The organism is Bradyrhizobium sp. NBAIM18, from assembly GCF_020193825.1.
GTDB lineage: Bacteria > Pseudomonadota > Alphaproteobacteria > Rhizobiales > Xanthobacteraceae > Bradyrhizobium > Bradyrhizobium yuanmingense.
On record NZ_JADYVO010000002.1, the window covers coordinates 292,798 to 312,402 of the forward strand.

Genomic DNA, 19,605 nt, shown 5'->3' on the forward strand with positions numbered 1-19,605 from the left:
CCGGCGTCGGAAGGAAGCGCGTCAACGCTTGGCGGCAATCAGTTCGGCAAACTGCCGCAGATAGAGCGGCCAACCCTGATCGCTGTCAACGCCGCTGCGGACGCCCTCCCAGCCCTCGCCATGCCGGTCGAGGTGACGGTGCTCCAGCTCCAAGCGGGTCCGGCTTGGTGTCTCCGCAATGAACCGGACCTCCCATTCACTCGTCTTGGCGGGATCGGCCTCGATTTGCCAGCGCGGGCTGATGTCCCAGCTCAGGAGGACTCGATTGGGCGGTTCGAACGCCAACACGCGCGCCCAGCGGCATTCGCTGCCGTCGGTCCCCCGATCATAGACGCTTCCGCCAACCCGAGGCTCGAATACGGTCTCTGCGATGGGAACGGCGAGCAGATTGTGCTCGCGAGGCTTGAAGCTGCCGAAGTCTTCGGTGAAGACCTTGAACGCACGCTCGATCGGCGCCTCGACGACGATCGAATGTTTTACGGGCGCGACCGAAACACGTGTGTTCATTTGGATCCCTCCGGTGGTTTTTCGACGGCTAGTTTGTAAGCGGCCAGCGTGTCGCTCCAGAACCTGTCGAGCCACGCCCGCATCTGGCCGAGCCCCGCCGGATCGACGTAATAGACGTTGCTGGCGCCCTTCGACTCTGCACGAACCAAGCGAGATTCGCGCAGCACCTTGAGATGCTGTGAGACGGCCGACTGGGACACGGGCAGCTGTCGCGTGATCTCAGCGACCGTGCGTGGCCGTGCACCGACAAGCTCGAAGATCCGCCTGCGGGTGGGATCGCCGAGTGCGGCCAGTTGTGCGCTGTCCTTAGTCATAGACACTCACCGACCCATGCCACGCGTGTTCGACCTGTAATAAGTTATTACTAATGATTAGTACTGACTTATGATCGTGTCAACCGGCTCAGGCCGTGGCGTGGAACTCTGATCGTGAAGTTCGGAGAGTCTCATCCGGGGGCGGAACGAACGTCGCGCAGGCCCGATTCAAGCCACATCCTCTCCGGATTTGCGGCTCATTGCCACCCAAGTCTTTGACGAGAAGGGGCTCGTTGAGAGTTGCGTCATGCGTAACCGGGAGACCAGGATGGGCAACCGCGCCGCAAAGTTCATTTCGACCCTCGTCGCCAGCATCCTTGCGGGCGCGCCGTTGGCCGCGGTATCGCAGAACGCGCCGACACCATCGAGCACGGCCGCCGCCGCGCCCGACTGCCTGGCTTCGCCGAAGGATGCCGCGCCGCAGGGCCAGCACTGGTACTACCGCCTCGATCGCACGACGAAGCGCAAATGCTGGTATCTGCGCGCCGCCGGCGGCAAAGCCGCACAGACCGCGCAGGCAACCGACGCATCCGAGCCGGATACAGCGCCGCCGCAGGCCGTGCAGAACGCGCGCGCCGAATATATCGCGCCGCAGACGAGTGCCGCAGCGAGCACGCCGAACATGGCCGCGCCCGCGCCGGCCGCAGCGAATGCACCCCCGGTCGCGCCGCAGCCGCCGAGCAGCGTCGCCGAAAACAACGCGCAGCAGCCGGCCGTGACCGCACGCTGGCCCGAGGCCTCCACAGCGTCCACCGCGCCAGCGCATCAGCCGGCGGAAACCACGGTTGCAGCAGCCGCGCAGCCAAACGCGAAGCTGTCAAAATCCCCTGCTCCGCTCCCGCCCGCGGCCGATGGCACGACTGACAAGTCCGGCGGTTCGCTGCAGATGCTGATGCTTGTGATCGGCGGTGCGCTGGCGCTCGCCGGCATCCTCGCCAGCGTCATCTACCGCTTCGCCGGCGGACGCGTCCGCGCCAGGGCCGCCGACCGCCGCGGGCATTGGGACGATTGGGCGCCGCAGGACCATGACGGAAGCCACGCGCCCTGGCGCGATTCACCGCCGGCCGCCGCCCAGCCGCCCCGCCCGATCGACTTCGATGCGGCACGTCCGCAACCGACAAGACAAGTGACGAAACTCGCCGCGATCGGCCGCGAGATCGAGCTGATCGACGCGCGCAGGCAACGTGCCGTCGCTCCGGCCGCAAAACCGGTCGAGTCCAGAAGCGACAAGGTCGAGACCAAGTTGTTCGATCGGGCTGCTGCACCCAAGCTTGCCGCCAACGAAATTGAGGCGGATCGCGATGACGCGCCGGCAGGTCGGGATACCGATGCCGTCGATGTCGACGCGATCACGACTATGCTGGAGCAGCTGGCGAAGGAAGGGCCGCGCCTGTCGCGGCCTAACCTTGAAGCTGACCTTGCAAACTTCGCACGAAGCCTACGAGGCCAATCCGCCGCTCGCGCTTGAGGCGCTCGGCCTTCAGGATCGACTGCACCTCGGCGAAGGCTTCGTCGACCGCGTGGTTGATCACGATGTAGTCGTACTCGGCCCAGTGGCTCATCTCGTCGCTGGCGCGGCTCATCCGCTTGCGGATCACCTCGTCGGAATCCTGCGCGCGCGAGTGCAGGCGCTTCTCGAGGTCGGCCGCAGAGGGCGGCAGGATGAAGACGCTGACGACGTCGGCGCGCGCCTTCTGCTTCAATTGCTGGGTGCCCTGCCAGTCGATGTCGAACAGCACATCCTGGCCGGCCGACAACGCCGCATCCACGGGACCGCGCGGCGTGCCGTAGCTGTTGTCGAACACCGTCGCCCATTCCAGCAATTCGTCGGCCTTCACCATGGCATCGAACGTCGCCTTGTCGACAAACGTATAGTCCTTGCCGTTGACCTCGCCCGGCCGCATCGCGCGCGTGGTCGCAGACACCGACATTTTCAAGCCCGGCATGCGGTCGATCAGCATGCGCGACAGCGTCGTCTTGCCCGCGCCTGATGGCGAGGACAGCACGAACATCAATCCGCGCCGCTCGACACCGTCAGTTCCGTGACCGCCCGTCGTCATGGATCACTCCAGATTCTGCACCTGCTCGCGGAACTGCTCGACCACGTTCTTCATGGCGAGGCCCGTGTTGGTCAACTCGATGTCGTTCGACTTCGAGCAGCAGGTGTTGACCTCGCGGTGAAACTCCTGCGCAAGGAAATCCAGCTTGCGCCCGATCGGGCCGCCCTTGGCGATCAGCTCGCGCGCCTGCGCGATGTGGGAGGCGATGCGGTCGAGCTCCTCGCGGATGTCGGCCTTGGTCGCGATCAAGATCGCCTCCTGCATCAGGCGGTCGGAGTCGAAGCGGTCGGAGGTGTCGAGCAGCGCTGCGATCTGCTCAGCCAGCTTCGCCTTGATCGCCTCCGGCTTGCGGCCGGGCGCGGCCTCCGCTTTCTTCGCCAGCTGCTCGATCTCGTCGACGCGCTGGGTCAGGATCTGCCCAAGCGAAGTGCCCTCGCGCTTGCGCATCGCAACGAGCTCGTCGAGCGCCTTGTCGAAGGCCTCGGCGGCCGCGGCGCGCGCCGCCTTGTCCTCCTCCTCGTCGCCCTCGGGCTCGGCGACCTCGACGACGCCCTTGATGGCGAGTAGGCCGTCGATGCTCGGCGCCACCGCGTCGACCTTCCCCGAGATCAGCGCGGCGGCCTTCAGCACCGCGTTGAGCACGTCCTCGTTGATGCGGACGGTGGCGGCGGCATTGGTGCGCTTGACGGTGAGATTGGCATAGACGGTGCCGCGCGAGAGCAGCTCGCCCGCGCGCTTCTTGGCATGGGCCTCGAGCTCATCAAACCCCTGCGGCAGCCGCACGCGCAAGTCGAAGCCCTTGGCATTGACCGACTTCAACTCCCATTCGAACGTATACGGCCCGCTTGCGCCGTGGCATCTCGCAAAGCCGGTCATGGACGACAGCGCCATCAGTTCAAATTCTCCAGGAACACGGGATTCGCGAGGCTATCAAGCCACGCGAATCTTAAGACTATTTTGCCGGAAAGTGGAATCGGCAATGTCCGCAAGCCGGTCTGCGCGCAAGGCTCAGCGCTGAACCACCGGCGGCGAGCCCTGCACCGCGCCCTGCCGGGCCGGTGGGGGATTGGCTGGAGCAGCCGGGCGCGCTGCCGGCGGCCTCTTCTGCTGATTGGGCCGTGCCGGCGTGGCCGCGGTCGGCGCGTCGGCAGCGCCAGGCGCGGCAACGGCCGGCGGCTGCGCGTCCTCGGGCGGCTCGACCGTGTCGTTCTGGATCTGCTTCTCCATCGCGCGGAGCTTGGCGACGTTCTTCTGGTGCGCGTCGTAGGTTTCGGTGAAGGCATGCCCGCCGGTGCCGTCGGCGACGAAATAGAGGTCGCGGGTGCGGGCCGGGTTGGCGGCAGCTTCGAGCGAGGCGCGGCCCGGATTGGAGATCGGGCCCGGCGGCAGGCCGTCGATCACATAGGTGTTGTAGGGCGAGGGCTGCGTGATCTCGCTGCGTTTGATCGGCCGGCCCAGCGTTCCCTTGCCGCCGACGAGGCCGTAGATGATGGTCGGATCGGACTGCAGCTTGATCCGCTGCTTCAGCCGGTTGACGAACACCGCGGCGACGCGGCTGCGCTCGTCCGCCTTGCCGGTTTCCTTCTCGATGATGGACGCCAGCGTGACCAGCTGCTCCGGCGTCTTGACCGGAATGTCCTGATTGCGGCGCTCCCAGATCTCCGACAGCACACGCTTGTGCGCCTGCTGCATGCGCTGGACCACCTGCTCGCGCGGGGTGCCGCGCGGGAATTTGTAGGTCTCCGGGAGCAGCGTGCCTTCGCGCGGCAGCTCGCGCACGCTGCCGGTGAAGATGTCGTTGTCGGACAGCCGCGCCACGATCTGCTCGGAGGTCAGGCCTTCGGGAATCGTCACGGCGTGCTGCACCACCTTGCCCTCGACGATGGTGCCGATGACGTCGCGCAGCGAGGCGTTCCTCTGGAAGGAATACTCACCCGGCTTGAGGTCCGAGCTCGCCTTCAACGCGGCGACGCTGGCGATGAACACCCAGGGATTGACGTCGGTCACGCCTTCCCGGTTCAGCGTCTCGGCGATGTCGCGCTTGCCCGCACGCTGCGGGATGTTGACGATCTTGTCCTCCTTCAGCGGTCCGGGCGCCTCGAGCACCTGGCGGCCGTAATAATAGACGCCGCCGGCGCCGAGCATGGCGATCAGCAGAAGGGTGATGATGGCGTTGCCGACGACGACGAACGGATTGCGCGCGCGGTCCGACCGCTTGGGCGGCGGCGGAAGTTGCTCGGGCTCGAGCGCGGCCCGCGGACTCCGGGGTGAAATGGGCGGCCTTTCACTCATCGAAACAACCTGAATCCTGCCGGTTCAATAGCGGCCCGACAATCGCTTGCCCTGCCAAAAACGCACGCGCCCACGTCCATGACTATCGCCGAATGCGGCAAAACGGTGGATTCGTCTCAAACACAAACTAACTGACTAGGCGCCGGACGATCACCGACGCATTGGTACCGCCAAAACCAAAAGAGTTCGACAACGCGACGTTGACCTCACGTTGCTTCGACTTGTGCGGCACGAGATCGATCGCGGTCTCGACCGACGGATTGTCGAGATTGATCGTCGGCGGCACGACATTATCGCGAATCGCCAGAATCGCGAAAATCGCTTCGATCGCACCGGCCGCGCCGAGCAGATGGCCGGTCGACGACTTGGTCGAGGACATCGCGACCTTGGAGGCGGCGTTGCCGAGCAGACGCTCGACCGCGCCGAGCTCGATCTCGTCGCCGAGCGGCGTCGAGGTCCCGTGCGCGTTGATGTAATCGAGATCGGACGGCGTCAGCCCGGCACGCTTGAGCGCGGCCGACATGCTGCGGAAGCCGCCATCGCCGTCGGGCGACGGCGACGTGATGTGATAGGCATCGCCCGACAGACCATAGCCGATCACCTCGGCATAGATCTTCGCGCCGCGCCGCCTGGCGTGCTCCAGCTCCTCCAGCACGAGGACGCCGGCGCCCTCGCCCATCACGAAGCCGTCGCGGTCTTTATCGTAGGGACGCGAGGCCTTTTCGGGAGTCTCGTTGAAACCGGTCGACAGCGCGCGCGCAGCGTTGAAGCCGGCAATGCCGATGCGGCTGATCGGCGACTCGGCGCCGCCCGCGACCATCACGTCGGCATCGCCGAGCGCGATCAGGCGGGCGGCATCGCCGACCGCGTGCGCGCCGGTCGAGCATGCCGTGACCACCGAATGGTTCGGTCCCTTCAGCCCGTGCGCGATCGAGACGTAGCCGGAGGCGAGATTGATCAGGCGGCCCGGAATGAAGAACGGCGACACCCGGCGCGGCCCGCGCTCCTTCAGCAGGATCGCGGTGTCGGCGATGCCGTTGAGGCCGCCGATGCCGGAGCCGATCATGGTGCCGGTCGCGCATTTGTCCTCTTCGGTCTCGGGATACCAGTTGGCGTCCTCGAGCGCCTGACCGGCCGCGGCCATGCCGAAGATGATGAAGTCGTCGACCTTGCGCTGGTCCTTCGGCTCCATCCACTTGTCCGGATTGAAGCTGTCGTTCGAGCCGTCGCCGCGCACGACCGTGCAGGCGATCTTGGTCTGCAGATCGGAGACATCGAAGCTCTCGATCCTGCGCGCACCGCTTTCGCCGTTGAGGATGCGCTTCCAGGTCGGCTCGACGCCACAGCCGAGTGGCGAGACCATGCCGAGACCCGTGACGACAACCCGCCTCATATCCGAAAACTCCGCATCGAAAGAATCACGGCCAATAACAAGAAACCGGCTGACCGCTGCGAAGCGGCCCGTCCGGTTTCAATGCTGTCCCCGCGAAATTGAAGAGCCTTAGCTCTTCGCGTTCTTCTCGAGAAACTTCGTAGCGTCGCCGACGGTGAGAATCGTTTCCGCAGCGTCGTCCGGAATCTCGCAACCGAATTCCTCTTCGAATGCCATCACCAGCTCGACGGTATCCAGACTGTCGGCGCCGAGGTCGTCGATGAAGCTCGCGTTGTCGACAACCTTCTCGGGTTCAACACCAAGGTGTTCGACCACGATCTTCTTAACCCGCTCGCCAATGTCACTCATTGCTTAACCTCGTGTTGTTCCCTGTAGACCCGACCCCCCGGGACGATACGAGCCGTCGTGGTCGTTTGACTGCCTTCGCTTACGAACTTTGATTTGGCCCATCCTAACCGATGGAGGCCCCGGCGAACGACGGCCAAAGGCTCCGCATCGCCAATATACAGGGTTTCAAAAACCTGCAATGGCGTTCTTTGCCCATCCGTTGGAGGTCCGGTTATCATACTTCAATTGCCTTGACTACAAGCCTCATTTCGCTCCGGAAACGGCCGTTTGCCGCATGCCGCACCGCCGTGACAGGCGACGCGGCACGAGACGTCAGATCATGGCCATGCCGCCGTTGACGTGGATGGTCTGCCCGGTGACGTAGGCTGCTTCGTTCGAGCTCAGATAGACGGCGGCCGCAGCGATGTCCTCGGGCGTCCCCAGGCGGGCGGCCGGAACCTTGGTGAGAATCGTTTCGCGCTGCTTGTCGTTGAGTGCATCGGTCATCGGCGTCTTGATGAAGCCCGGCGCGATGCAGTTCGCGGTCACGCCACGCTTGGCGTATTCGGCCCCTAACGTCTTGATCATGCCGATCAGGCCGGCCTTCGACGCAGTATAATTGCCCTGCCCGGGATTGCCGGTGACGCCGACCACCGAGGTGATGGCGACGATGCGGCCGAAGCGCTTGCGCATCATCAGCTTGGTCGCGGCGCGCGCCAGGCGGAAGGTCGCGGTCAGATTGACGTTGATGACCTCGTCCCAGTCCTCGTCGCGAAGCTGCACGAAGAGATTGTCGCGCGTGATGCCGGCATTGGCGATGAGAATGTCGACCTGGCCCATCGCCGCTTCCGCAGCGGGCACCAGCGCCTCGACCTCGTCGGCCTTGGAGAGATTGCAGGGCAGCACGTGGGCGCGCTCGCCGAGCTTGCCGGCGAGCTCGTCCAGCACCTCCTTGCGCGTCCCTGAAATGGCGACGGTGGCGCCCTGCGCGTGCAGCGCCTGCGCGATCGCGCCGCCAATGCCGCCGGTCGCGCCGGTGACGAGCGCCTTTCGGCCAGTCAGATCGAACATTGATGGACTCCTTTAAGCCTGCTTCGCAGCGGCCAATGCATCCTTGGCGGCGGCAATATCGTTCGGGCCGCCGACCGCAATGCCGACGGCACCGTCCGCGATACGCTTGACGAGACCGGTCAGCACCTTGCCGGCGCCGATCTCGAAGAAGCGGGTGACGCCCTGCCCGGCCATGTAAGCCACCGACTCGCGCCAGCGCACCGTGCCGGTGACCTGCTCGACCAGGCGGCGGCGGATCTCGTCGGGATCGGTGATGGCGCTCGCCAGCACGTTCGACACCAGCGGGGCGGCCGGCGCCTTGATCGTGACCTTCGATAGCGCCTCCGCCATGGCATCCGCAGCCGGCTGCATCAACTGGCAATGGAACGGGGCGGACACCGGCAGCAGCATCGCGCGCTTGGCGCCCTTGGCCTTGGCGATCTCGACGGCGCGATCGACCGCAGCCTTGTCGCCGGAGACGACGACCTGGCCGCCGCCATTGTCGTTGGCGGCCTGGCAGACCTGCCCCTGCGCCGCCTCGCCCGCGACCTCCATGGCGGCCTCGTAGTCGAGACCGAGCAGCGCGGCCATCGCGCCGGCGCCGACCGGGACCGCCTTTTGCATTGCGAGACCGCGGGTGCGAAGCAGACGCGCGGTATCCGAAACCGTCAGGCTGCCGGCCGCCGCCAGCGCCGAATATTCACCGAGCGAGTGGCCGGCGACGAAGGCCGCGTCTCGTCCCACGGAAAAACCAGCCTCGGCCTCGAGCACGCGCAAGGTCGCGATAGACACGGCCATCAGCGCCGGCTGGGCGTTCTCGGTGAGCTGGAGAGTTTCGGCCGGACCTTCCCAGATGATGGCCGTCAGCTTCTCCCCGAGCGCGGCATCGACCTCGTCGAATACGGCGCGCGCCACCGGAAAGGCGTCGGCCAGGGCCTTGCCCATGCCGACAGCCTGGGAACCCTGCCCAGGAAATGTGAATGCAGCCGTCATCGGCGCTCCCTGCTGTCAGGCATGATCCCTGGTCTGAACCGGCAGCCGATTTACGCCCGGCCTTAGGCCGTGGTTCCTTGGGCCATGGTTCCGGATCATGCTCCAAAGGGGGCCGTAGACACCGTCCGGGGCCGCACTGTCAAGCCGAGACGGGAACTTGGAGCAGCATTCAACGGGAAATAAGCCGCTCAAAACCCGCCGGCGGTCTGGTTGGCATCGACGTCCGCTCCTGCCCGCGCGCGGCGCGCACTGTTCACCAGTTGCCCCGGCCGATCCTCGCGGTTCGGCTTTGCCGTGGCCAGCCGCAGCACCGAAGCGTAGTTCGGCTGCACTTCCATGCGATCGGCGTACCGGCTCGCACTCAGCAGCCGGTGCACCTTCGGCAGATTGTAGCAGGGCACGTAGAACAACAGATGATGCTCGAGGTGATAGTTCACGTAATACGGCGCGATGAACAGGCGCTCGAGAAAATTGGCATGCGTCGTGCGCGTGTTGCGCAAGGGGTCGCTGCTATCGGGGACGACGGCGTGCTCGGCGATATTGCGGATGCGGGTGATGACCATCATCCACGTCAAGAGCGGCACCAGCCAGAGCAGCGGATAGGCCCACCACACGCCGGCCGCGGCGAGCGCGGCAAACATGATCCCGTTGACCACACATTGCGGGCCGAGCATCTCCCAGAAATGCGCTGCACGTTGCCGCCATGACCAGTCCTTTGGCCCGAGTGCGTTGAGCAACTGCGCCTTGCGCTGCTGGTAGCCGGTCTGCCCGGTGACGTCGCGGATGAACTTGCGGCGATAGCTCAGCTTCGTGATCGGAAACGGCGCCGACAGCACAAGGTCGGGGTCGTCCTCCTGCTGGGTACGCGCATGGTGCTGAAGGTGATAGCGCCGGTAGCTGCGCGTCTCCGCAAACAGCGGATAGGCGCAGAACCACTGGCTCAGGCTCAGATTGGTTTTCTCGTCGGCGGACAGGCAACCATGTGCGCCGTCATGCATCAGGATCGCAAGGCCGAGCTGGCGCGAGCCGATGATGGCGACGGCGAAGATATAGGTGAGCGGATTGGGCCACCACGCGACCAGCGCGATGGCTGCAATGATCAGCGCCCAGGCGTGCGCGATCAGCGCAGCGCCTTTCCACGTCGCGCGCTGGCGCACCTCGGCCAATTAATCGTCGGTCAGGAAATCGCGGGCACGCATGCGAAGCGCGGTCATGGCCTAACCCTTTCCATTCGAATTGTCGGATGCCTCGCGCGCCTCGACGAGACGCAGGCGCCCGGTGTCTTCAGTGGATTTCGCCTGCTCGCCCAGCACGCGCAGCATCTCGGCGCAGAGCGCCTCGGGCGAGCGGCCCATCGCATAGCCTTCGAGAATGACGCCGATGGCGACGGCCCAGAACCGCCGCGAGCTTTCGTCGGGCGCGCGCAGCGAGCGCCAGCCGTGCCGCGCGACCTGCCCCGCATAAGCGCGCGCACCCTCGCTGTGCAGGCGCTCGATGGTGCGCTCCACCAGCGGCGCGAGATCCTGGCGACGCCGCGTCAGCGTCAGCGCCTCGGCGAAGAAGGCGACCGAATCGCTCGCCGTCACGGTCTCGGCCAGCGCGTGGGTGTATTCCCCGGGAGTCCGCGCCTTCAGCGCCGCCTGCTCGGTGGCCCGTGCCAGATACAACAGATCGCGGCAGGCGCATTCGACAAACAGCGCCTCCTTGGTGCGGAAGTAATAGGTGATCTGGCTCGGGAACGCGTCCGCGGCGGCCGCGATGTCGGTAATCGACGTGCCTGACAGCCCCCGCTCCCGAAACAGCGGGCTCGCAGCATCCAGGAGCAGTGACCCCATCTTGCGGCCGGCCGAGCGCGTCGCGCGCGCAGTGTGCTTGGGGTCGCCTGCCGCTTCGAGCGGCGCATCGGCCGACGCTTCTGCCACGGGATCCTCTTCGCTGATTTATTTGTATGTTATACAAACAAACAGATCAAGCCGAATCTTGGTATTGGAGGATGGGGTTCTTGTTCCCGTTGGAGGGGCGGACCGGCTCGGCTCGAAGATGCCCCTCCACCTTGCAAAGCCGGCCAAAATCCGTATAAGGCGCCCATCCGCAGACCCCGGCCGGGAGCTGAACGGACGGTCTCAGCAAATCATTCGTGATTTTGGTGTGGCAGGGCCAGTCGGCCCGTCGTCCCGTGTTTCCGCCTTCTGAGCTTGATCCCAGAGTCCTTTCCGAAGGCCTCTTAAGGGTTTGACGCCGGGCGATGCGCCACATGAGGAAAGGACGACCATGCCTCTTTACGAGCATGTTTTTCTCGCGCGTCAGGACGCGAGCCCGCAGCAGGTCGAAGAGCTGACTGCGCAGATGACCGGTATCGTCGAAGGTCTCGGCGGCAAGATCACCAAGACCGAGAATTGGGGCGTGCGCTCCCTCACCTACCGCATGAACAAGAACCGCAAGGCGCACTTCGTGCTGCTCAACATCGACGCGCCGTCCGCGGCGATCGCCGAGATCGAGCGCCAGGAGCGCATCAGCGAAGACGTGATCCGCTATCTCAGCGTCCGCGTCGAGGAGCTCGAGGAAGGCCCGTCCGCGATGATGCGCAAGGCCGATCGCGACCGCGAGCGTGACGATCGCGGCGGCGGCTTCCGCGGCGAGCGCGAAGGCGGCTTCCGTGGCGACCGCGAGGGCGGTTTCCGCGGCGATCGCGGTCCGCGCCGTTCGCGCGATGAAGCTGAAACCACGGATGGGGAGTAAGAATCATGGCTGAAGCTGGTGCACGCCGCCCGTTTTTCCGTCGTCGCAAGAGCTGCCCGTTCACGGGCGCCAATGCTCCAAAGATCGACTACAAGGACTCCAAGCTCTTGATGCGTTACGTCTCCGAGCGCGGCAAGATCGTGCCGAGCCGCATCACCGCGGTGTCCGCGAAGAAGCAGCGTGAGCTCGCCCGCGCCATCAAGCGCGCGCGGTTCCTGGGCCTCCTGCCCTACGTCATTCGCTGATACGACCAATTCGACCGGCGGCGGCTAGCGCCGCCGGTCGCGACTTTTCGAACTCATAAGGCTTCCGGGTCGTCCGGTCGCCGATGGTTGGGGCAAGCGACGCCTCTAACCGCTCGAAGGGAGCGGGACAGCTGATGATGGCCTTTGGACTGATAGCCCTGATCGCCGGCGCTGCGTCGGCCCTGATGTTCGCCTCGATCATCTCGGGGGCGCTGATCGCGCTCGTCCTGTTCTATCTCGCTCCGCTCCCCCTGATGGTCGCCGCGATCGGCTGGGGCCCGCTTTGCGCGAGCATTGGTGGCATCGCCGCCGCGATCGGCCTCGGCGCCCTGTTCGGCCTGCCCTACTGCATCGCCTTCGCCGTCACCGTCGCGTTGCCGGCGTGGTGGCTCGGCCATCTCGTCCTGCTCGGACGTCAGGTGGGAAGCGCCGCGTCTGCCACCGGCACAGCGCCCTCCGCGGAGCCGGACGTCGAGTGGTACCCGGTCGGCCGCATCCTGCTCTGGATTGCAGGCTTCGCGACGCTGACCACGATGGCCGCTTTGCTCACTCTCGGGACCGACGCGGAGACCATCACCGGCACGTTGCGCCGTGGCCTGACGCGCCTCCTGCGCGCCACCGACCCGCAAACTTCGGGCGAAGCCAGCCAGTTCGTCGACGCGCTGGTGCGCATCGCACCCGCCGCCGCCACGATTGCCGCGACGATGACGCTCACTCTCAACCTCTGGCTCAGCGCCAAGGTGACCGCGACGTCGGGCCGGCTGCGCCGTCCCTGGCCGGACCTCAAGACCACCGAGCTGCCGCAGATGACGCTGGTGGTGCTGTGCATCTCCCTCGCCTTCTGCTTCACCGGGGGGCTGCTTGGCATCGTGGCGCAGATCGCCACCGCCGCGCTGATGATGAGTTATGCGCTGGCCGGTTTCGCCGTATTGCATACGCTGACGCTCGCGCTGAACGGCCGCACGTTCTGGCTCGGCTCGACCTACGCCGCCGTGGTCGTGTTCGGATGGCCCGTGGTCGCGATGGTAATCCTTGGGCTTGCGGATGCCTTGTTTGGCTTGCGCGAACGCTTCCTGCGCAGCCGGCAGCCGCCGCCACTGCCTACACCTTGAGTTCAACCCCGAAACTGAAACCTTCGAGAGCACTTCAAAAGGAGAACGAATATGGAAGTCATTTTGCTGGAACGCGTCAACAAGCTCGGCCAGATGGGCGAAGTCGTGAAGGTTCGCGACGGCTACGCTCGCAATTTCCTGCTCAAGCGCGGCAAGGCGCTGCGCGCCACCGCCGACAACCGGGCCAAGTATGACGGCATGAAGGCCGAGCTCGAAGCGCGCAACCTCGCCTCGAAGGCCGAGGCGTCCAAGGTCGCCGAGAAGATCGAGGGCAAGAACATCATCGTGATCCGCCAGGCCTCGGAAGCCGGCCAGCTGTTCGGCTCGGTCAACGTGCGTGACATCGTGCTCGCGTTCGAAGCCGACGGCGTTTCGCTCGCCCGTCCGCAGATCCAGCTCGACGCGCCGATCAAGACCATCGGCAAGCACTCGATCACCGTTGCCGTTCATCCCGAAGTCGAGGTCGAGATCACCGTCACGGTTGCCCGCAGCCAGGACGAGGCCGAGCGCATCAACCGCGGCGAGGACATCTCGACCCGCAATGAGGATCGCGATGCGGCCGCCGAGGCGATCGCCGCCGCCGGCGAGTTCTTCGATCCGGAAGCCCAGCACGACGAGGTCGCGCCGGCGCCGGCTGCGGAAGAGAAGTAAGCAGCTCAACTCGTCATTCCGGGACGGTCCGCAAGACCAGACCCGGATGACGATCCCGATCAAAGCCCGGCTGCCTCACGCGGCCGGGCTTTTCGTTTTGGCAGCGACGTCCTCGCTCAGCATCGCGATCGAGGCCAGCGCGGTGGCCGTATGCTTCTCGACGCCGTCGCTGACGCAGAACACGTCGGCGGCGACCACCGCGACCTGGCGGCCCGGCTTGATCACCCGGGCGCGGCAGATCAGCTTCTCGCCGACCGCGGGCGACAACAGATTGAGCTTGTATTCCGCCGTCAGCGCCGGCTGGCCGCGCGACGTGGCGGCTGCGATCGTGGTGGCGTTGTCGACCAGGAAGGCGGTGACGCCGCCATGGAAGAAGCCGTGCTGCTGTAACAGCTCCGGCCGGCGCTCCACGGCGATGGTGCAGGTGCCGCGCGACAATTCGGAGAGCTCGGCGCCGACCAGGTTCATGAAACCCTGCCGGCCGATATTGGCGTGGATGCGCTCGGCAATCGGCGCAAATTCCGGATCAGCTTCGGCCCGCATGCGATCTCCCCTTATTGCTTGTTGATGCGATCGAACGGCCTCAGCGCACGATTGGCGCAGGCGATCAGCGTGTCCGCCTCGATGCGCGGATCGGTGCGCTCGCGACCCGACAGGAAGGCGCGGCAGAAGATCTGCGCCGGACCGATCAGCTGGCTGACGAACATCACCGGCGTCATCGGCAGAAGTTCGCCGCTTGCCACCAGCGGCGCGCGCCAGCGCTCAATGCCTTCGGCAAGCCGCGCATTCTGCGCCCGCTGGGCGTCGCGCACGTCTTCGCCCCACTCGCTGCGCGAGATCTCGAAGAGGTAGCGCGCCTCGCGCCGGCTGGTGACGACCCAGTCGAGATGCGCCCGGATCAGGCGATCGATGCCCCGCTCGGCGTCGGGGCCGGGATCGAGCGCGGCCAGTATCGCGGCGTGATAGTGCCGCAAGACCTCCAGAAACAACGCACCGGCAAGTTCTTTCTTCGAACCGAAAACGTGGAAGAAGCTGCCGTTGGAAGCCCGCGCGCGGGTGCGGATCGCAGCCACCGTCGCGGCTTCGAAGCCGACGCGGTCGAACACGGCAAGGCCGGCCGCCAACAGATCGTCTCGTACGCTCGCCGTCATGGGCGCCTCCTAGAGCAATACTCTAGAGTAGTACTCTAATGACGGTCAAGACGATGCGAAGGCCGCGGATGGGCGCGGCCTTCGCATCGTCGATCGAAAGATCCGGGTGACTTAGCGCGAGATCGGCGGCACCGGCGGACCGGAGGACGCAGGCGGCGCCGGGGCTGCAGCGGTCGCGGGCGGCGCCTGTTCCTGCGGCTTGGCGGCGGGGGCCGGCTCGGCAGGTTTCGGAGCAGCCTCTTCCACCGGCTTGGGCGCGGCCGGCTCAGCGGGCTTGGCGGCGGCTGGAGCGGCCGGCGTCACCTGCGGGACCGGATCGGGCCGCAGCGCCGGCGTCTCGCTGCGCGGCTCGACCTTGGCGCTGTCAGGCTTGACGGACTCCGGCTTCGGCTCGCTCTTCTTGTCGTCGGTCGCCGGCGCCGCGGCATCGACCTTCGGGGCTTCCTCCGTGCCGGGCTTGGCGCGCCGCTTGCCTTTGCGTGCCTCGGGCGCAGCCTCTCCCTCCGGCTTGGCACCCTCCTCGGCCGGCCGCGCCGCACGCTTCTGGCGCGTACCCTCGGCGGCAGGAGCAGCGCCCTCGCCCTCCGGCCTCGCGGCATCCTGCGCGCGCTGGCGTCGACCCTGTTGTTCAGGCGCGACGCCGTCCTTCTTGGCGTCTTTGGCCTGATAGCGGGTGTCGGTGGCACCGTTCGAGATCAGATAGGCGGAGAGGACGCCCGCCATATCCGAACTCGTCGTGTAGTGCTGGCGCAGGAATCCCGGCAGCGAGCCGGGCGACACGGACTTCAGCAGCCCGCGCGGGCTCTTGTGGCAGACATTGCAGGTCTGCGAGAACAGCTGCGACGGGGTCTTGCCAGCCTCGAGGTTCGTCGCCTGCGCAAGAACGGAATTAGCCGCACCGAAGCCAATCAGAAGCAACACCGTCGCGAGGCTGAGCGCTCGGCTCGACATTCCCATCATCTCCGTTGAATTTCCGCAAATGCAGCCGGCATCCGGCGCGGCGGCGGTCACCTTTTAACCGATTGAGCCGCGAATGGAAGCAGGTCCGCGCGCAAGGATGTGACTAAGCGGTTTTCGAATATCTACTTTGAACACAGTGCAATAGCGTAGCCGGAACCGGTTCGCTAGATTTGAATGCAAACGCATAGGAACCGCTGCGGCGCCTGGGCGTCAGGTATAAAGGCCGGGTAGTCGCATCTTTCGGGTTCGCTCGAGAGGATTGCCGATGGACCGCTTGTTGCGTCGATTTCTGTCCCAATTCATCCGCCGCGGGTCGTTGACGGTGACCACCGCGAGCGGGTCGAAGTTCACCGTCGGCGACGGCTCCGGCGAGCCGGTCGCAGTCCGCTTCGTCACCGCCGACTCCGAGCGGAGGGTCCTCGTCAATCCCGAGCTGGGGCTGGGCGAGGCCTACATGAACGGCGAGTTCGTGGTCGAGCGCGGCACCATAGCTGATGCCCTCGCGATCCTGCTCGAGCAACCCGACCTATTGCCGCAGTGGGCAAAGCCGTGGTGGCACCTGCGCTACCTGACGCGGCACCTCAAGCAGTTCAATCCCCGCCCGCGCTCCCGTCAGAACGTCGCTCATCACTACGACCTCGACGGCCGGCTCTATTCGCTGTTTCTCGATGCCGACAAGCAATATAGCTGCGCCTATTTCGAGACGCCCGAGATGTCGCTGGACGACGCGCAGCTTGCCAAGAAGCGGCACATCGCGGCGAAACTTCTCGTCACGAATGGCCAGCGCGTGCTCGACATCGGCTCCGGCTGGGGTGGCCTCGGGCTCTATCTCGCCGAGATCGCGGGTGCCGACGTCACCGGCATCACGCTGTCGACCGAGCAGCTGCAGGTCGCCAATGCGCGCGCCGCCGAAAAGGGCCTGACGGGCTCGGCCAGATTCCAGCTCCAGGATTACCGCGACGTCGAAGGTACGTTCGACCGCATCGTCTCCGTCGGCATGTTCGAGCATGTCGGGGCGAGGTTCTACGACGCCTACTTCCAGCGCTGCGCCGAGCTGCTGAAGGAAGACGGCGTCATGCTGCTGCATTCGATCGGCCGTTCGCAGGGCCCGGATTCGACCAATCCGTGGATCGCCAAATACATCTTCCCCGGCGGCTACATCCCCGCCCTCTCGGAGGTGCTGCCGGCGATCGAACGCGCGGGCCTCTTGGTCTGCGATATCGAGATTCTGCGCCTGCACTATGCCGAGACGCTGAAGGCCTGGCGCGAGCGGTTCATGGCGCGGCGCGAGGAAGCCGTGCAGCTCTACGACGAGCGCTTCGCCTTGATGTGGGAATTTTACCTCGCGGCCTGCGAGATGACGTTCCGCAAGCAAGCCATGATGAACTTCCAGATCCAGATCACCCGTCGCCAGGGCGTGGTGCCGATGACCCGCGACTATATCCCGCAGGAAGAAGCCCGGCTGCGGGCCCGGGAGGGCGCGGCCATGCCGAAGCTCAAGCTGGCTGGTGAATAGGTCCGGATCCTAGTGACGCAGGGTCGAAATCCCGGACGTCCGGAAAGACGCCGTTAACGCCAATTGCGCCCGCAATTCCAGCAGGATTTCGGGGGCGACCGGCTGGCGACGCACCTCGGGCCGCTCCGCGTGCTTCATAGCCGCGATCAGCCCCGACAGCCAAAGCCGGCTGCCTGCCTCGCTTCGCCAGTTCTGGTGCTGCCGTTCTGGCTGCATCGCTCGCCTCGTATCCCTGTTGGCGGGGAATGAGATAATCCCCTGCCCATCCGCCTGTTCCGGCATGCCCCCGAAAGAATCCGGGGAGATGTGATCTGCTTCACAGAAGTCTGGTCGGGCCTGGCTTAGACCGTCGCCATGAGCAAAGAGACCCAAACCTCATTCGACGTGCAGGACGACCTCCGCACCGACTACGCCCTGATCGTCACCGGCGTTGGGGCGGCTCTGGTTGCGCTGGTCTACCTCCTGCTGGTCTGAAGCCGAGCCGAATGCGGCCAGCGTGCGTCATTTCGCGCGCATCTCGATATGTCTGCGCGTCAGCCCCCAGGGTTCACGGGTTTCAGGATTTTTCCGCGGCGCGATCACAGCCCTCTGCGCCGAGCGAGTTCCGCCAAAATCCAGTCAAGCGCGGCGCGTGCTGCGACTGCTAATCATCCACCATTTTAACTGAGCGGTTGATAGCGGTCAGCTTTTGCTTCCGCTTTGACCTGCGGCGGCGCTTTATCCCGGCCCCGCATCCGCCCAAGAAAATTGCTAAGCACGTCCGACCATGGCCCTGACTGATTCGAACGTTCTCAAACTCGCGCCCGACGCCGGAACTCCCGCCTATCGGAGCGCACCGCACAATATCGAGGCGGAACAGAGCCTTCTGGGCGCAATCCTGGTCAACAACGACGCCTTCTACCGCGTCTCCGACTTCCTGGAGGCCAAGCACTTCTTCGAGCCGCTGCACCAGACCATCTTCGAGACCGCCGGCAGCCTGATCCGGATGGGCAAGATCGCCACCCCGGTCACGCTGAAGACGTTCCTGCCGGCCGATACCGACGTCGGCGGCATGACCATCGGACAATACCTGGCGCGGCTTGCGGCCGAAGCCACCACCATCATCAACGCCCAGGACTATGGGCGCACCATCTACGATCTGTCGTTGCGCCGCGACCTGATCGGCATCGGCGAGGACATGGTCAACGTCGCCTATGACGCGCCGGTCGATTTCCAGCCGCGGGCACAGATCGAGGACGCCGAGCGCAAGCTGTACGAGCTCGCCGAGTCCGGCCGTTATGACGGAGGCTTCCAGAAATTCTCGCAGGCGCTCACGGTCGCGGTCGATCTCGCGGCAAAGGCGTTCCAGCGCGACGGCAAGCTGTCGGGCATCTCGACGGGCCTCCGCGACCTCGACACCAAGATGGGCGGCCTGCAGCATTCCGACCTCATCATCGTCGCGGGACGCCCCGGCATGGGCAAGACGTCGCTGGCGACCAACATCGCCTACAACGTCGCGCAGGCCTACGTGCCGGAGCTTCAGGCCGACGGCACCATGAAGGCCGCCAATGGCGGCGTGATCGGCTTCTTCTCCTGCGAAATGTCAGCCGACCAGCTCGCCACGCGTATCGTGGCCGAGCGCACCGGCATTCCCTCCTCCCACATCCGCCGCGGCGGCATCACGGAAGCCGATTTCGAGAAGATCCGGCAGGTCTCGATCGAGCTGCAGTCGCTGCCGTTCTACGTCGACGCCACCGGCGGCCTCTCCATCGCGCAGCTGATGGCGCGCGCGCGCCGGCTCAAGCGCCAGAAGGGCCTCGATCTCCTGGTGATCGACTACATCCAGCTGCTGTCGGGCTCGGGCAAGCGCGCCAGCGACAGCCGCGTGCAGGAAATCACGGAGATCACGACCAGCCTGAAGGCGCTGGCCAAGGAGCTCAACGTTCCCGTGATCGCGCTGTCGCAGCTCTCGCGTCAGGTGGAATCGCGCGACGACAAGCGGCCGCAGCTGTCGGACTTGCGTGAATCCGGCTCGATCGAGCAGGACGCCGACGTCGTGCTGTTCGTGTTCCGCGAGGAATATTACCTCGCCATGAAGGAGCCGCGCCCCGGCACCGAGGAGCATGCCAAATGGCAGGCCGACATGGAACGCACCGTGGGCCGCGCCGAAGTCATCATCGGCAAGCAGCGCCACGGTCCGACCGGCACCGTCGAGCTGCACTTCGATGCCTCGGTCACGCGCTTCGGCGACCTCGCGCATGACGGCCAACTGCCGGACCGCAGCGACTACTAGATTGTTCCCCGGGTTGAACGGGG

General features: G+C 65.5%; 22 protein-coding genes. 7 read left to right on the forward strand and 15 right to left on the reverse strand.

All coding sequences use genetic code 11. The features are described from left to right. Window positions 1–21: 21 nt before the first annotated feature. Together I6F17_RS05425 and I6F17_RS05430 are read right to left on the reverse strand one after the other, a co-directional pair. Entirely contained in the window at window positions 22–507 is a 486-nt protein-coding gene (locus tag I6F17_RS05425; RefSeq protein WP_036034024.1) for an SRPBCC family protein, read from the reverse strand. After that, a complete protein-coding gene (locus I6F17_RS05430; RefSeq protein WP_036034028.1) occupies window positions 504–821 on the reverse strand; it encodes a metalloregulator ArsR/SmtB family transcription factor in 318 nt (105 codons plus the stop codon). The genes I6F17_RS05425 and I6F17_RS05430 overlap by 4 nt, the downstream gene beginning before the upstream one ends. Before the next feature lie 268 nt (window positions 822–1,089). Between I6F17_RS05430 and I6F17_RS05435 the strand changes: the two genes are divergently transcribed. Continuing rightward, on the forward strand, window positions 1,090–2,289 hold the full coding sequence (locus I6F17_RS05435) for a hypothetical protein (protein WP_036034029.1): 1,200 nt from the start codon (window positions 1,090–1,092) through the stop codon (window positions 2,287–2,289). Here the strand turns inward: I6F17_RS05435 and gmk are convergent. The 9 genes from gmk to I6F17_RS05480 all read right to left on the reverse strand — a co-directional run bounded on the left by gmk (window position 2,222) and on the right by I6F17_RS05480 (window position 10,858). Next, window positions 2,222–2,881, reverse strand: a complete 660-nt coding sequence (gmk, locus tag I6F17_RS05440) for a guanylate kinase (protein ID WP_036000695.1) — start codon at window positions 2,879–2,881, stop codon at window positions 2,222–2,224. The genes I6F17_RS05435 and gmk overlap by 68 nt on opposite strands. Window positions 2,882–2,884: 3 nt before the next feature. Then, window positions 2,885–3,772: a YicC/YloC family endoribonuclease gene (locus tag I6F17_RS05445; RefSeq protein ID WP_225124174.1), complete on the reverse strand. Its 888-nt coding sequence runs from the start codon at window positions 3,770–3,772 to the stop codon at window positions 2,885–2,887. A gap of 117 nt (window positions 3,773–3,889) precedes the next feature. After that, window positions 3,890–5,173 carry an endolytic transglycosylase MltG gene (mltG, locus tag I6F17_RS05450; RefSeq protein WP_225124175.1) on the reverse strand — a complete coding sequence of 428 codons (1,284 nt, stop codon included), beginning with the start codon at window positions 5,171–5,173 and terminating at the stop codon, window positions 3,890–3,892. 127 nt (window positions 5,174–5,300) lie between these two features. After that, window positions 5,301–6,566 carry a beta-ketoacyl-ACP synthase II gene (gene fabF / locus I6F17_RS05455; protein WP_036034034.1) on the reverse strand — a complete coding sequence of 422 codons (1,266 nt, stop codon included), beginning with the start codon at window positions 6,564–6,566 and terminating at the stop codon, window positions 5,301–5,303. A 108-nt stretch (window positions 6,567–6,674) separates the two neighbouring features. Further along, window positions 6,675–6,914, reverse strand: a complete 240-nt coding sequence (locus I6F17_RS05460; protein ID WP_008551805.1) for an acyl carrier protein — start codon at window positions 6,912–6,914, stop codon at window positions 6,675–6,677. Window positions 6,915–7,226: 312 nt separating this feature from the next. Beyond that, window positions 7,227–7,964, reverse strand: coding sequence for a 3-oxoacyl-[acyl-carrier-protein] reductase (gene fabG, locus I6F17_RS05465; protein ID WP_025035827.1), 738 nt, complete (start codon window positions 7,962–7,964; stop codon window positions 7,227–7,229). 12 nt (window positions 7,965–7,976) lie between these two features. Next, complete coding sequence (gene fabD, locus I6F17_RS05470) at window positions 7,977–8,936, reverse strand: ACP S-malonyltransferase (RefSeq protein WP_036034036.1); 960 nt, start codon at window positions 8,934–8,936, stop codon at window positions 7,977–7,979. A 188-nt stretch (window positions 8,937–9,124) separates the two neighbouring features. After that, window positions 9,125–10,102 carry a fatty acid desaturase family protein gene (locus I6F17_RS05475; protein WP_225124176.1) on the reverse strand — a complete coding sequence of 326 codons (978 nt, stop codon included), beginning with the start codon at window positions 10,100–10,102 and terminating at the stop codon, window positions 9,125–9,127. A gap of 51 nt (window positions 10,103–10,153) precedes the next feature. Further along, window positions 10,154–10,858 carry a TetR/AcrR family transcriptional regulator C-terminal domain-containing protein gene (locus I6F17_RS05480; protein ID WP_225124177.1) on the reverse strand — a complete coding sequence of 235 codons (705 nt, stop codon included), beginning with the start codon at window positions 10,856–10,858 and terminating at the stop codon, window positions 10,154–10,156. 349 nt (window positions 10,859–11,207) lie between these two features. Here I6F17_RS05480 and rpsF point away from each other — a divergent pair, with 349 nt between their 5' ends. The 4 genes from rpsF (at window position 11,208) to rplI (ending at window position 13,683) form a co-directional block, all read left to right on the forward strand. Beyond that, entirely contained in the window at window positions 11,208–11,675 is a 468-nt protein-coding gene (rpsF, locus tag I6F17_RS05485; RefSeq protein ID WP_225124178.1) for a 30S ribosomal protein S6, read from the forward strand. A 5-nt stretch (window positions 11,676–11,680) separates the two neighbouring features. Next, window positions 11,681–11,920 carry a 30S ribosomal protein S18 gene (gene rpsR, locus I6F17_RS05490; RefSeq protein WP_007592020.1) on the forward strand — a complete coding sequence of 80 codons (240 nt, stop codon included), beginning with the start codon at window positions 11,681–11,683 and terminating at the stop codon, window positions 11,918–11,920. A gap of 134 nt (window positions 11,921–12,054) precedes the next feature. Beyond that, window positions 12,055–13,032 carry a DUF2232 domain-containing protein gene (locus tag I6F17_RS05495; protein ID WP_225124179.1) on the forward strand — a complete coding sequence of 326 codons (978 nt, stop codon included), beginning with the start codon at window positions 12,055–12,057 and terminating at the stop codon, window positions 13,030–13,032. A 51-nt stretch (window positions 13,033–13,083) separates the two neighbouring features. Further along, the gene (gene rplI, locus I6F17_RS05500; protein WP_036000730.1) at window positions 13,084–13,683 is read left to right on the forward strand and encodes a 50S ribosomal protein L9; all 600 of its coding nucleotides are present in this window, start codon (window positions 13,084–13,086) and stop codon (window positions 13,681–13,683) included. 75 nt (window positions 13,684–13,758) lie between these two features. On the opposite strand, the gene I6F17_RS05505 is transcribed toward rplI, so the two are convergent. The 3 genes from I6F17_RS05505 to I6F17_RS05515 form a co-directional block, all read right to left on the reverse strand. Next, on the reverse strand, window positions 13,759–14,226 hold the full coding sequence (locus tag I6F17_RS05505) for a PaaI family thioesterase (protein WP_036000734.1): 468 nt from the start codon (window positions 14,224–14,226) through the stop codon (window positions 13,759–13,761). 11 nt (window positions 14,227–14,237) lie between these two features. Further along, a complete protein-coding gene (locus I6F17_RS05510; RefSeq protein WP_036000737.1) occupies window positions 14,238–14,834 on the reverse strand; it encodes a TetR/AcrR family transcriptional regulator in 597 nt (198 codons plus the stop codon). 111 nt (window positions 14,835–14,945) lie between these two features. Then, window positions 14,946–15,785, reverse strand: a complete 840-nt coding sequence (locus tag I6F17_RS05515; RefSeq protein ID WP_225124180.1) for a hypothetical protein — start codon at window positions 15,783–15,785, stop codon at window positions 14,946–14,948. A gap of 274 nt (window positions 15,786–16,059) precedes the next feature. On the opposite strand from I6F17_RS05515, the gene I6F17_RS05520 reads away from it, so the two are divergent. Continuing rightward, entirely contained in the window at window positions 16,060–17,310 is a 1,251-nt protein-coding gene (locus I6F17_RS05520; protein WP_225124181.1) for a cyclopropane-fatty-acyl-phospholipid synthase family protein, read from the forward strand. 9 nt (window positions 17,311–17,319) lie between these two features. Here I6F17_RS05520 and I6F17_RS05525 read toward each other — a convergent pair whose 3' ends face one another. Next, complete coding sequence (locus tag I6F17_RS05525) at window positions 17,320–17,526, reverse strand: hypothetical protein (protein ID WP_036000858.1); 207 nt, start codon at window positions 17,524–17,526, stop codon at window positions 17,320–17,322. 550 nt (window positions 17,527–18,076) lie between these two features. On the opposite strand from I6F17_RS05525, the gene I6F17_RS05530 reads away from it, so the two are divergent. Next, window positions 18,077–19,582, forward strand: a complete 1,506-nt coding sequence (locus tag I6F17_RS05530; protein WP_036000744.1) for a replicative DNA helicase — start codon at window positions 18,077–18,079, stop codon at window positions 19,580–19,582. Window positions 19,583–19,605 lie beyond the last annotated feature (23 nt).